Origin of the sequence: Macrococcoides caseolyticum (assembly GCF_002902665.1) — a bacterium.
GTDB classification, from domain to species: Bacteria; Bacillota; Bacilli; order Staphylococcales; family Staphylococcaceae; genus Macrococcoides; species Macrococcoides caseolyticum.
The window spans coordinates 1-13,227 of sequence record NZ_PPRM01000065.1; the positions used below are offsets into that span (position 1 = coordinate 1).

The following is a 13,227-nucleotide window of genomic DNA, read 5'->3' on the forward strand; positions in this document are numbered from 1 at the left end:
ATCAATAATATTTTATTTAAAAATATATTTCTCGGTTTAAATATTTGCCATTGAAAATATTTAGTAATATTATAAAAATGTAATAAAGAAGCATAAAATTATATTTAGGAGAGATAATGATGAAAAAATCTGGTGGAGATTTATTTGTTGATACTCTAATTAATCATGGAGTAACTCATGTTTTTGGTATTCCAGGAGCTAAAATTGATAAAGCATTTGATGTACTCGAAGACAGAGGACCGAAAGTTATTGTGACACGCCATGAACAAAACGCGGCTATGATTGCACAAGGTATAGGGCGCATTACTGGTAAACCTGGTGTTGTTCTTGTGACAAGCGGGCCAGGAGTAACGAACTTAACTACTGGACTGATTACTGCAAATTCAGAAAGTGATCCGATTGTAGCCATTGGTGGTAACGTAAGACGCGAAGATAGTTTAAAACGTACACATCAATCACTTGATAATGCCGGATTAATGAAGCACGTTACGAAATATTCTGTAGAAGCTCAAGATGCGAAAAGTATTTCTGAGGCAGTGACGAATGCATTTCGTGAGAGTGTCGAAGGCCGTAAAGGTGCAGCATTTGTAAGCATTCCTCAAGATGTTATTTCTGCTGATAATATAGAGGGGGAAGCTATTAAAGTAAAAGAAGCTCCAGTCCATGGACCTGCACCAGTTCACGAAATCGATGCATTGGTTGAACGTATTAAATCAGCAAAATTGCCTGTACTTCTTTTAGGAATGAGAGCTTCTTCTGAAGCATGTACAGCATCCATTCGCGAATTACTCTCAAAAACGCCGATGCCAGTTGTAGAAACGTTCCAGGGTTCTGGTATTTTATCTCGTGAATTAGAACATAATTTCTACGGGAGAATAGGTTTATTCCGTAATCAACCTGGAGATGAATTATTAAAACAAGCTGACTTAGTCATCACCGTTGGATATGACCCTATTGAATATGATCCATTTATCTGGAATGCAGAAAATGAAAAAACAATCATTCACATTGATGAAGTACAAAGTGATATCGATAACAACTATGCACCAGTTACTGAATTGATTGGTAATACACCTTTAACAATCCAACGTTTGAATGAAAAACTTCAAAAAGATGATGTCGAATTAGATGACACAACTAAAGAAATATTAGAAAAAATTCAAACGTTAATTGAAAAAAAATATGAGCTTCCTGAAAATTATAAAGACAGTGAAAAAGTTAATCCTAGACATATTGTTAAAGCAGTACGCGATATAATTGATGATGAAACAACTGTTACTGTAGATGTAGGTTCACTCTATATCTATATGGCACGTTATTTCAGAAGTTATGCACCAAGACATCTGCTCTTTTCAAATGGAATGCAGACGCTAGGTGTTGCTCTACCTTGGGCTATTGCCGCATCTATTGCACGTCCTGGTAAAAAAGTAGTTTCGATGGCGGGAGATGGTGGATTCTTATTCTCAGGACAAGAATTAATAACAGCAGTTGAAATGAAAGCCCCGATCGTACAATTAATCTGGAACGATGGCTACTATGATATGGTTAAATTCCAGCAAGAAGGTAAATATGGCAAAGGTGCAGCCGTTAGATTGCATCCAGTGGATTATGTGAAATATGCTGAATCTATGGGTGCTAAAGGGTATCGTGTGAACCATGCTAGTGAATTAGAAGAAATTCTAGAAAAAGCAATGCAAGAAGAAGGACCAGTTGTAGTAGATATTCCTGTAGATTACAGCAATAACTCTAAATTAATGGCAGAGCTTTTGCCTGATAGCACAAACTAAGGAGGAACTTATGAATCATTTATATCAATATTCAACCATGGGTGCGTTAGTTGGTGGTTTGTTTGAAGGCACGTTTAAGATGTCAGAAGTACTGAAATCAGGTAACTATGGTATTGGCACGATGGACGGTCTAGACGGAGAATTGGTTATTCTTGAAGGTAAGCCCTATCTCATAGAAAGTAACGGAAATATACGAGAGGTAGATGCTGAAGAGCGCACACCTTTTGCGAGCATGATTGAATTTAAACCTACACATACATTAAATTATAAAGAAGTATTAAATAAAGAACAGATGGATGAAATTATCCTAGAAGAAATACAAGGGATGAACTATTTCCATGCCGTTAAGATTACAGGTAAGTTTAAGCTTATCAAAGCACGTGCAGTGAAAAAGCAGAAGAAACCTTATCCGAAATTAGTAGAGGCAGTAAAAGAACAAGGATACTTTGACTATACGGACACTACTGGAACATTGTTTGGTTTCTATACACCACACTTTATTCAAGGAGTTGGTGTTGGTGGCTATCATGTCCATTATCTGAGTGATGATGGTAAAGAAGGTGGCCATGTATTTGATTATGAAATCGAAGATGTATCTGTAGAGATGGCATTAGCAGAAGATTTGATATTAAAGATGCCAGAAACAGAGACATATCGCAAGAATGACTTGAACAACCCTGACATGCTTAAAGATATAGAGGCAAGTGAATAATAATTTTAGAAGAGGATGAGGCATTATGCCTCATCCTCTTCTAATTCTTTCATCATATAAGGTAGCTGATCGATAATAGCAGAAGGTGGTACTACATACATATCACGAGCAAGTTTATCTCCTATAAGACTATGGATATAAACAGCTTGCTTTATCGCTTCCTCTGTGTCGAATTGTCCAATAAAGCTTGCAATGATGCCAGCCAATGCATCACCCATACCTCCTGAGGCCATAGCGGGATCTCCTACTGTAATCTTATAATCACCGCTTTTAAGGTATAGTTCTGTTTCATGTTGTTTCAATATAACATGTGCTCTAAATTCATTAGCTTTTATTCGATTGAGTTCTGGTGTCTGTTCATCTATACTAATGCCGCTGATACGCTCCCATTCCATCTGATGTGGCGTAAGTATTACATTACATTTAGGAAATGGATGTTTTAGTTTGCTTAAAATCGTTATTGCGTCTCCATCAATAATCAAGCTCTGTTCTTCTTTAATATGTTGAAATAGTAGCGTCAGAACATTATTTCCTTGGAAATCTAAGCCGAGTCCTGGTCCGATGAGTATACAATCAGCATTTTCGATAAGTTTTGTTAAACGTTTAATGTCGTTAATATCTGAAACCATAGCTTCTGGGCAACGGGAATGCAGAGCAGTATGATTTGAATGATGGGTAGCTACTGTTGTTAAACCACCACCACTATATACACATGCACGAGCAGCGATCATAATAGATCCGCCCATATTTTGATTACCACCGATGAGTAATATACGTCCGTAATCTCCTTTATGACTATAAGGTTTACGTTTAGGTATACGTATTTCATTGATTAACTGCATAACCATTCTCCTTTTATGTTTCAATGTCCATATAACTATAACAGATATAGTTGAAATTCTAAAATGAATTTGATAATATGAATTTAAATTTAAATATATTATTTGTCTGATTGGGATAAGTAGTGAATGCATTTTTCTAGAGACGTAACGGCTGGTGGAAGTTACGAAATGTATTGATGAATTTCTACCCAGTGTATGGAGGACGAATCGGTTTAACCGTTATTGAATTGAGAGAATAGTCATATTGACTATTAATTAGGGTGGCAACGCGTAAATACCACGTCCCTTTTAAGGGATGTGGTATTTTTTGTTACCCATATATAAAATATGAGGAGGCAATACAAATGTTAGACATTAAATTATTTAGAACAGAACCAGAATTCGTTAAGAAAAAATTAGAAATGCGTGCGATTGATACTTCCATCGTTGATGAAATATTAGAGCTTGATATAGCGGCACGTGAGCTTACAGCAAGAACTGAAGAATTAAAAGCAAAACGTAATAAAACGAGCGAAGAAATTGCACAGAAAAAACGTAATAAAGAAAATGCAGACGATGCAATTAAAGCAATGCGTGAAGTAGGTGAAGAAATAAAGCATATTGATACGGAGTTGAACGAAGTATCTCAAACGTTGAAGGATAAACTTGTACGTTTGCCCAACTTAGTAAGCGATGAAACACCATTTGGCAAAGATGAAGATGAAAACGTTGAAGTCAAGAAATGGGGAACACCACGTACATTTGATTTCGAAGCGAAAGCGCATTGGGATATCGTCGAAAATTTAAAAATGGCTGATTTTGAGCGTGCTGCTAAAGTTTCAGGTGCACGTTTCGCATTCTTAACCAAAGATGGTGCACGTCTAGAACGTGCATTAATGAACTTTATGTTAGATACACATCGTGCAAATGGATATGAAGAAATGGTGACACCACAACTGGTAAATGCTGCTTCTATGTTCGGTACAGGACAACTTCCTAAGTTTGAAGAGGACTTATTCAAAGTTGAAAAAGAAGGTCTATATACAATTCCAACTTCAGAAGTGCCATTAACGAACTTCTATCGTGATGAAATTTTAACCAATGATATGTTACCTACGAAATTTACAGCTATGACAGCATGTTTCAGAAGTGAAGCAGGTTCAGCAGGCCGTGATACACGTGGATTAATTCGTATGCATCAATTTAACAAAGTCGAAATGGTACGCTTTGAACGTCCTGAAGATTCTTATGCTGCGTTAGAAGATATGACACGTTCAGCTGAAAGCATTCTGGAGAAATTAAATATTCCTTATCGTACGATCGCTTTATGTTCAGGAGATATCGGATTTGGCGCTGCAAAAACTTATGATGTTGAAGTATGGTTGCCAAGTTATGATGCCTATAAAGAAATTAGCTCATGTTCAAATATGACAGACTTTCAGGCACGACGTGCAAATATTCGTTTCAAGCGCGATAAAAATGCAAAAGCTGAACTTGTAAATACACTGAATGGTTCAGGACTAGCTGTAGGACGTACTTTTGCTGCAGTAGTTGAAAATTATCAAAATGAGGATGGATCTATCACAGTTCCAGAAGTACTCGTTCCATATATGGGTGGACAAACTGTAATTAAATAATAATCAGGGGCGGTTCAATGTTATCATTTGAATCGTCTTTTAATGTGATGTTATAATAAGACAGAATTATCAGAATACAAAAACTTTTTGTTATATATTTTTTATAGTTGAATATAATTTTTATATTTGATATATTAATTATAACGAAGGGGAAGGTCATAATTATTTAACGATATGAACTGGCATTTCTGAATCGGTATAAAAAACTTAAAAGGTGGAACTTAATGATGACAAACTTTAAACTAGACCCAGTACACAGTAACGTAGAATTCTCTATTAAACATTTAATGGTATCAAAAGTGAAAGGTGAATTTACTGAATTTGATGGACAAGCTACAGGAGACATCAACGATTTAACATCTTTACAATTAACAGGTTCTGTAAAAGTAGATTCTATTAACACGAACAATGCCGACCGTGACGGGCATTTAAAATCTGCTGATTTCTTCGATGTAGAAAAATATCCCGAGATTAAATTTGTATCTAAGTCTATTACTCAAAATAAAGTAACAGGCGACTTAACAATTAAAGATCAAACACATGAAGAAACATTTGATTTAGAATTTAATGGTATTCATAAAAATCCAATGGATGGAAGCAGTGTAACTGGATTTATCGTAAATGGAACAGTTAACCGTGAAAAATATGGTATCAACTTTAATCAAGCTTTGGAAACAGGTGGCGTTATGATTGGTAAAGAAGCTAAATTCGAAGTTAACGCTGAATTTGCAATCGAAGATTAATAAATATAGTTGTAGCTGGGGCAAATTTGCCTCAGCTTTTTATTTTGTTCTGAAAAATTGAGACTTGAGAAAGAAAGTTGTAAAATAGAGTAGTTATCGAAATTTTTGTTTTAAGAAAGTGAGATTTTAATTTGAAGATTGATATAAGAAAAACGATTGTAACTTCTATTATTATGCTATTAGCAGCAATTACCATTCATTTTGTACCAGGGCTATTCTTAATTATTGTACCTTTTTTGCTTATTCCTGCAGTGACTTTATATTATCACTCCAGAGAAAGTTACTACATGATGAGTTTTGTGGTTCTTATCGCTGTTATATTTACTTCGATATTTACAATGCAAATTATGTTAAGTGTTATTTTTGGAGGCTATATTGTAGGTCAATTATTAAAAGAGAAAGCATCTAAGGAACGTATACTATACATTTTGACCGTATTTTATACCATTTTTTCGCTAATCGCTATAATTATATTGCAAATGGCTGGTGTTATGCCGAAGATGACGGATATTTTTGCCCCTGCTACAGATACTTACTATAACTTATTAATGGCAGAGGTAGAAAAAGGTACAGTTACTAAAACATATGCTGATCTATTTTTAACGAGTATGGATGCATTAGTGTTACAAATACCAGGGTTATTAATTTTATTTTTATTCATATTATCCCTTATTCAAATCAGCATTACTTTTCCGTTTGTAAGAAAGTTTAAAGTATCGACACCAAATTTCCGACCGTTATATATGTGGCGTATTCCAAAAGTAGTGCTATATTTATACTTTCTTACGCTTTTTACTGCACTCTTCATTACAGATACTGATGTCGTGCTGTTAGGCATAGTCACAAACTTTAAGTATGTGTTAGAATGGATTATATTCATCCAGGGACTCTCGCTGTTTAGCTTTTTTATAAAAGTAAGACGTACACATCCAGTATTAAACATTTTAATATACATATTTGCATTTATTTTCTCACCAGTGACACAAATCTTTGGAATGATAGATATGATATTGAATTTAAAATCTAATGTTAAGCGCAAGTAAGATTATAAATTTAACGAAGAGGTGTCAAAATGAACAGAAAGTATAATAGGCAGACATTGATCATACCCTTTATTGTTATGACGCTTGCTGCTATCATCGTAACGGGGATTTTGTATACTGAAGATGCGCTGTTAGCTGTAGTGACCAGTGTGATTCTATTTATTATTATCTGCATTTCCTATTCTTACTTTAAACGTAGTTTGAGACAAAATGAACGTTATATTGAGAATTTATCCACTGTAATCGGTAATGGGAAGGACTATGCGATAAGTGAGTTACCAATAGGGGTTCTGCTGTTAGATGAAAATGAGCATATTGAATGGTATAACCATTTTATGAATGAAAAGATTAGTGAGCCTATTATTTCGGAGTCTATTCATGATATTTTTCCGAACTTACTGAACCAACTTAAGGTAAGCGCGGTTAATGAGGCGAATGCTCAATATAAAGACTACAAATTTAAAGTGATGTTTTCTGAAGAAAATAATGTATTATATTTCTTCGATATTACTGATAAGATTGAAACACATCAATTATATGAAGATGCAAAGCCTGTAATTGGTATCATGTTTTTAGATAATTTTGACGAAGTTACTCAAAATATGACCGATGCCCAACGAACTGAGATTAATAGCTTGATGTCTATGGAAATTAATAAGTGGGCAGAAATTAATAATGTTTATATCAAAAGATATCAATCGGATCAGTTTATGATGTTCTTTAACCAAAAAATATTGCACTCAATTGAAGAAACAAAATTTAATTTACTTGATAATATTAGAGATAAAAGCCGTGAAATTAAGACACATGTCACTTTGAGTGTAGGGATTGGTGAAGGTGCTGATAACTTAATTGAGTTAGGTACACTTGCACAATCAAGTTTAGATTTAGCTCTTGGACGTGGTGGAGATCAAGTAGCAATTAAACATATAAATGGTAATGTGAGATTTTATGGTGGTAAGACTGATCCTATGGAAAAACGTACACGTGTTAGAGCTCGTGTAATATCACATGCATTGAAAGATATTCTTGTTGAAGGGGATAATGTGATGATTATGGGGCATAAACGCCCTGATATGGACGCTATTGGTGCTGCAATCGGTGTGGCACGATTTGCAAAGATGAACAATTTAAAGGCAAATATTATACTCAATGATCATGATATCGACGATACGTTATCTCGTGTAATGACAGAGATTGCTGAAAAGCCAGAGTTAAATGAAATTTTCATTAGTTCAGAAGAAGCTTGGAATCTAATGACGAAACGCACAACGTTAGTCATTGTGGACACACATAAACCAGAGATGGTCATAGATGAAAATATATTAAACAAAGCTTCCAGAAAGGTTGTTATTGACCATCATAGACGAGGAGAAGAATTTGTTTCAAACCCATTACTCGTTTATATGGAACAATATGCTAGTTCGACAGCTGAACTGGTAACGGAGTTGCTGGAATATCAACCGACCGATCATAAATTAACGCGACTAGAAGCGACTGTAATGCTTGCGGGTATTATTGTCGATACCCGCAACTTCACATTACGCACAGGTTCGAGAACATTTGATGCAGCGAGTTTCTTAAGAAATCATGGTGCAGATACGATATTATGTCAGCATTTCTTAAAGGATGATATGGAGACTTACATTAAGCGCTCAGAAATTATTCAGACAGTGGTTCTTGAAGACAATGGTATTGCGATTGCTCATGGTCCGAGTGATGAAGTGATTCATCCTGTTATTGTTGCACAAGCAGCAGATCAGCTCCTTAATATTGAAGGTGTTGAAGCTTCATTTGTAGTAGCTAAACGTAAAGATAATGTTGTCGGAATATCAGCGCGTTCATTAGGTGAAATCAACGTACAGCTTGTAATGGAGAAGATGGGTGGCGGTGGCCATTTATCTAATGCTGCAACCCAAATCGAAGACATGACTGTTGAAGAAGTCATCGATCAGCTTAGAAAAATTATTCATGATGAAGGAGAGGAATAAAATGAAAGTTATATTTACACAAGACGTTAAAGGAAAAGGTAAAAAAGGTGAAATTAAAGAAGTGCCTGTAGGATATGCAAATAATTTCTTATTAAAGAATAAATTAGCTGTTGAAGCAACTCCTGGTAATTTAAAACAGTTAGAAGCGCAGAAGAAAAGAGTAGAAGCGGATAAGCAACAAGAACTTGAAGATGCACAAGCATTAAAAGAAAAATTAGAGGCACTAGAAGTAAACGTAACTGCAAAGTCAGGGGAAGGTGGTCGTTTATTTGGTTCAGTCAGCTCTAAACAAGTTGCTGATGCATTAAATAAACAGCATGGTATTAAAATTGACAAACGTAAAATGGATTTACATGATGGTATCAGAAGTTTAGGCTATACAAATGTACCTGTTAAACTTCATAACAAGGTAATCGGTACATTAAAAGTGCATGTAACTGAAGCTTAATAGATAAGGAGGATAATATGGCAGATTATCTTGAAGGTAAGAAACTCCCGTTTAATTTAGTTGCGGAACAGTCAGTTTTAGGCGCTATCTTTATCGATAATGAAGTATTATCTTCCGTTCTAGAAGTACTCGTTCCTGGGCATTTTTACAGACAGTCGCATCAACATATATTTGAAGCGATGATGACATTGTCTGAGAAAAATGAAATAGTAGATATTGTAACTGTAGCGGATCAGATGACATCAGACGGGACATTAGAAGCGGCTGGTGGAGAGATGTATCTTGTAGATTTAGCTGCAATTGTACCGAGTGCCCGTAATGTAGATTTTTACGCGGATATCGTCTATAAAGATGCGGTAAAGCGACGATTAATTCATACGGCAGACACTATTATGGCGGATGGTTATAATGAGACACTAGATCTCGAAACGTTACTTTCTGATGCCGAAAAGCGTATTATGGAAGTGTCTACTTCTAGAGGGTCAGAAGGTTTTCAGGAAATCAAAGATGTATTGACGCAAGTCTTTAATAATGCTGAAGAACTTGATAAGAACCAAGGGCAGACCCCAGGTATCCCGACTGGATATAGAGATCTTGATAAAATGACGGCTGGATTCAATAGAAATGATCTGATCATTATTGCAGCACGTCCTTCGGTAGGTAAGACCGCTTTCGCCTTAAATATTGCAACACAAGTAGCAACACATGATCGAGGCGATGAGATACCTTATAGTGTGGGGATATTTAGTCTTGAGATGGGCGCTGATCAGTTAGCAACACGTATGATTTGTAGTACAGGTAACGTAGATTCTAATAGATTACGTACAGGAACAATGGATGGAGAAGACTGGAATCGTTTCACAGTAGCAGTGGGTAAGCTATCTAAGACAAATATATATATAGATGATACACCAGGTATCCGTATTACAGATATCCGTTCTAAGTGTAGAAGACTAAAACAAGAACATGGATTAGATATGATACTGATTGATTATCTTCAGCTTATTCAAGGTTCAGGAAGTCGTTCCAGTGACAACAGACAACAAGAAGTATCAGAAATCTCGCGTATGCTGAAAGCTTTAGCGAGAGAACTAGAATGTCCTGTAATTGCATTATCACAGTTATCTCGTGGCGTGGAACAAAGACAGGATAAACGTCCAATGATGAGTGATATTCGTGAATCCGGTTCGATTGAGCAAGATGCAGATATCGTTGCATTCTTATATCGAGATGACTATTACAATCGTGGTAATGGTGAAGATGGTGAAGAAGAAGTAGATGCAGGTGCTCAAGAGGAGAACGGGGAAATAGAAATTATTATTGCAAAGCAACGTAATGGTCCCACAGGAACAGTTAAACTCCATTTCTTAAAGCAATATAATAAATTTACAGATATTGATTATGCACATTCAGATGTATATTAATGAGTAAAGTGTATAAAACGAATAAAAACCGTACATTAATTTTTGATTATAATTAATTGTACGGCTTTTATATTGTATTTAACCGAAAAAATATAAGATAGTTTGTGAAAAAATAAAATGATAAATGATTAATTATTAATTTATTATTTAATTAAATACTGAAATATCAATGTTTCAATGAAAGTTAGAAGTTTATAACCTCCATTTCTATATATTTTAGTGAAATAAGTGAATATTTATTAATGTTCGTTTTTCGGTTGATTTTTCCCGATTTCATTGTTAAAATGTTTAAGGTTAGTGAACAAAATTTGGAGGTGCACTCATGTCATCAATCGTAGTTGTTGGGACTCAATGGGGAGACGAAGGTAAAGGTAAAATCACGGACTTTTTAGCAGAAGAAGCAAACGTTATTGCGCGTTTTTCAGGTGGCAATAACGCAGGACATACAATCAAATTTGATGGAGAAACATACAAATTGCATTTAGTACCATCAGGTATTTTCTATTCGGATAAGCTATCTGTTATTGGAAATGGTGTAGTAGTAGATCCTGTTGCATTATTAAAAGAATTAGATGCCCTAAATGCACGTGGTGTGAAAACTGATAACCTACGCATTTCAAACCGTGCACAAGTTATTTTGCCGTATCACTTAAAACAAGATGAATTAGAAGAAGAAAAACGTGGTGATAATAAGATTGGTACGACGAAAAAAGGAATCGGACCAGCTTATGTAGATAAAGTACAACGTATCGGTATTCGTATGGCGGATTTACTTGATAAAGAAACGTTTGAAACAAAGTTAAAAGAAAATGTAGCAATTAAAAACGAAATGTTTGAGAAATTATTTGATGCTGAAGGTTTCAAATTTGAAGATATTTTTGATGTATATTATGCAGCTGGACAACGATTAAAAGAATATACTGTAGATACTGCAAAAGTATTAGACGATGCATTTATGGCAGATGAAAAAGTATTATTTGAAGGTGCTCAAGGAGTAATGCTTGATATCGATCATGGTACTTATCCGTTCGTCACTTCAAGTAACCCGATTGCCGGTAACGTAACAGTTGGTACTGGTGTAGGTCCAACGTTTGTAGATAAAGTTGTTGGTGTATGTAAAGCTTACACATCACGTGTAGGAGATGGACCATTCCCAACTGAATTATTTGATGAAGATGGTCATCATATTCGTGAAGTGGGTCGTGAATATGGAACGACTACAGGACGTCCACGTCGTGTAGGTTGGTTTGACTCTGTTGTATTACGCCATTCTCGCCGTGCAAGTGGTATTACGGACTTGTCAATTAACTCTATTGACGTATTAACTGGTTTAGAAACTGTTAAGATTTGTACAGCATATGAATTGGATGGAAAAGAGATTACAGAATATCTAGCGAATTTAAATGAACTAAATCGTTGTAAACCGATTTTCGAAGAATTACCAGGATGGACTGAAGATGTGACTTCATGTAAGTCATTAGACGAGCTACCTGATAACGCACGCCGTTACTTAGAGCGTATTTCGGAGTTATGTAATGTTAAGATTTCTATCTTCTCAGTTGGACCAGATAGAAATCAAACGAACTTACTTGAAAACTTATGGGAAAAATAAGAGGCTATCATCTGAGCGTTTAGCTTTAACCTAAAATAAAAGCCATAAAAACATTTAATGTTTTTATGGCTTTTAAAATTGCTTTAATGTATATCTTTCTTCTTAAATCTGCCGCCTTTGACTTCAGAGACGTTCCCAATGGCGACAAATGCACTGTCATCATAATGATTGACGATATCTTTAAGTTTAAATTCTTCTAGTCGAGTAATGACACAGAATATGACTTTCTTGTCATCACCGGTGTAGGCTCCTTCACCTTTCAAGTAGGTAACACCACGGCCGAGACGATCATTAATAGCATCGCCAATTTCTACGTATTGATCGCTGATGATCCATACAGATTTCGATTCGTCGAGACCTTGCTGTACAATATCGATGGTTTTAGCTGCGATAAAGTAAGCAATAACAGAATACATGGCAGATTCCCAAGTAAATACAAAGCCTGCAGCGGTGTAGATAAAGAAGTTAATGACCATGACAATTTCACCTACTGAAAAGGGAGTCTTATTGTTGATAAGTATCGCAAGGATCTCTGTACCGTCAAGTGAACCACCATAACGGATAACGATACCAACGCCGAGTCCAAGAATGGCTCCACCGAAGATAGTAACTAAAAACTTTTCATCTGCAAATGCGGGTACTGGATGCAATAATGCTGTACCAATGGATAGTATACCGATACCATATAGCGTAGAGAGTGCGAATGTTTTGCCAATCTGTTTATAACCGAGGTAGAAAAAAGGGATATTTAATATGAAAATGAAGAGTCCGATAGGTAATTTTAAGAAATGACTCATCATGATGGATACACCAACAATACCACCATCTAGTAGATTATTTGGTACGAGAAATAATTCAAGTGCAATCGCCATTAGAATCGCACCAATCGTTATGAATATAAACCGTTTTAATTTTTCCTGCGCTAACCCCATGATGTGGGATTAAAATAAAAACACTTTCGTTGAATTCATATTAAAATGAATTTATACGGAGGTGTTTTTTCTATGAA

The 13,227-nt window shown here is 35.5% G+C and carries 11 protein-coding genes and 1 other annotated feature; of the genes, 9 read left to right on the forward strand and 2 right to left on the reverse strand.

Going from position 1 to position 13,227, the window contains the following annotated elements; all coding sequences use genetic code 11:
- Positions 1-119 precede the first annotated feature (119 nt).
- A complete protein-coding gene (gene alsS, locus CD152_RS09295) occupies positions 120-1,787 on the forward strand; it encodes an acetolactate synthase AlsS (protein ID WP_101141190.1) in 1,668 nt (555 codons plus the stop codon).
- 10 nt (positions 1,788-1,797) lie between these two features.
- Positions 1,798-2,499 carry an acetolactate decarboxylase gene (gene budA, locus CD152_RS09300; protein WP_101141188.1) on the forward strand — a complete coding sequence of 234 codons (702 nt, stop codon included), beginning with the start codon at positions 1,798-1,800 and terminating at the stop codon, positions 2,497-2,499.
- 23 nt (positions 2,500-2,522) lie between these two features.
- Here budA and CD152_RS09305 read toward each other — a convergent pair whose 3' ends face one another.
- The gene (locus CD152_RS09305; protein WP_103214680.1) at positions 2,523-3,341 is read right to left on the reverse strand and encodes an NAD(P)H-hydrate dehydratase; all 819 of its coding nucleotides are present in this window, start codon (positions 3,339-3,341) and stop codon (positions 2,523-2,525) included.
- 97 nt (positions 3,342-3,438) lie between these two features.
- Positions 3,439-3,631, forward strand: a binding site (T-box leader).
- Between the two features lie 54 nt (positions 3,632-3,685).
- On the opposite strand from CD152_RS09305, the gene serS reads away from it, so the two are divergent.
- The 7 genes from serS (at position 3,686) to CD152_RS09340 (ending at position 12,218) form a co-directional block, all read left to right on the forward strand.
- Entirely contained in the window at positions 3,686-4,957 is a 1,272-nt protein-coding gene (gene serS / locus CD152_RS09310) for a serine--tRNA ligase (RefSeq protein ID WP_101141184.1), read from the forward strand.
- Positions 4,958-5,184: 227 nt separating this feature from the next.
- Positions 5,185-5,700, forward strand: a complete 516-nt coding sequence (locus tag CD152_RS09315) for a YceI family protein (RefSeq protein WP_099482225.1) — start codon at positions 5,185-5,187, stop codon at positions 5,698-5,700.
- Positions 5,701-5,831: 131 nt separating this feature from the next.
- Positions 5,832-6,743, forward strand: a complete 912-nt coding sequence (locus CD152_RS09320; RefSeq protein ID WP_101141753.1) for a DUF2232 domain-containing protein — start codon at positions 5,832-5,834, stop codon at positions 6,741-6,743.
- A gap of 29 nt (positions 6,744-6,772) precedes the next feature.
- Entirely contained in the window at positions 6,773-8,734 is a 1,962-nt protein-coding gene (locus CD152_RS09325; protein WP_101035657.1) for a DHH family phosphoesterase, read from the forward strand.
- Position 8,735: 1 nt separating this feature from the next.
- On the forward strand, positions 8,736-9,182 hold the full coding sequence (rplI, locus tag CD152_RS09330; protein ID WP_012655928.1) for a 50S ribosomal protein L9: 447 nt from the start codon (positions 8,736-8,738) through the stop codon (positions 9,180-9,182).
- A 17-nt stretch (positions 9,183-9,199) separates the two neighbouring features.
- Complete coding sequence (dnaB, locus tag CD152_RS09335) at positions 9,200-10,606, forward strand: replicative DNA helicase (protein ID WP_101141752.1); 1,407 nt, start codon at positions 9,200-9,202, stop codon at positions 10,604-10,606.
- A gap of 322 nt (positions 10,607-10,928) precedes the next feature.
- On the forward strand, positions 10,929-12,218 hold the full coding sequence (locus CD152_RS09340) for an adenylosuccinate synthase (RefSeq protein ID WP_103214681.1): 1,290 nt from the start codon (positions 10,929-10,931) through the stop codon (positions 12,216-12,218).
- Positions 12,219-12,301: 83 nt separating this feature from the next.
- On the opposite strand, the gene CD152_RS09345 is transcribed toward CD152_RS09340, so the two are convergent.
- Complete coding sequence (locus tag CD152_RS09345; RefSeq protein WP_103214682.1) at positions 12,302-13,150, reverse strand: YitT family protein; 849 nt, start codon at positions 13,148-13,150, stop codon at positions 12,302-12,304.
- Positions 13,151-13,227: the final 77 nt, after the last annotated feature.

Coding starts and splice junctions, on each gene's coding strand:
- budA (WP_101141188.1), top strand. CDS start 1,798: ATGAATCATTTATATCAATATTCAACCATGGGTGCGTTAGTTGGTGGT.
- alsS (WP_101141190.1), top strand. CDS start 120: ATGAAAAAATCTGGTGGAGATTTATTTGTTGATACTCTAATTAATCAT.
- CD152_RS09325 (WP_101035657.1), top strand. CDS start 6,773: ATGAACAGAAAGTATAATAGGCAGACATTGATCATACCCTTTATTGTT.
- CD152_RS09340 (WP_103214681.1), top strand. CDS start 10,929: ATGTCATCAATCGTAGTTGTTGGGACTCAATGGGGAGACGAAGGTAAA.
- CD152_RS09345 (WP_103214682.1), bottom strand. CDS start 13,150: ATGGGGTTAGCGCAGGAAAAATTAAAACGGTTTATATTCATAACGATT.
- dnaB (WP_101141752.1), top strand. CDS start 9,200: ATGGCAGATTATCTTGAAGGTAAGAAACTCCCGTTTAATTTAGTTGCG.
- rplI (WP_012655928.1), top strand. CDS start 8,736: ATGAAAGTTATATTTACACAAGACGTTAAAGGAAAAGGTAAAAAAGGT.
- CD152_RS09315 (WP_099482225.1), top strand. CDS start 5,185: ATGACAAACTTTAAACTAGACCCAGTACACAGTAACGTAGAATTCTCT.
- CD152_RS09305 (WP_103214680.1), bottom strand. CDS start 3,341: ATGCAGTTAATCAATGAAATACGTATACCTAAACGTAAACCTTATAGT.
- serS (WP_101141184.1), top strand. CDS start 3,686: ATGTTAGACATTAAATTATTTAGAACAGAACCAGAATTCGTTAAGAAA.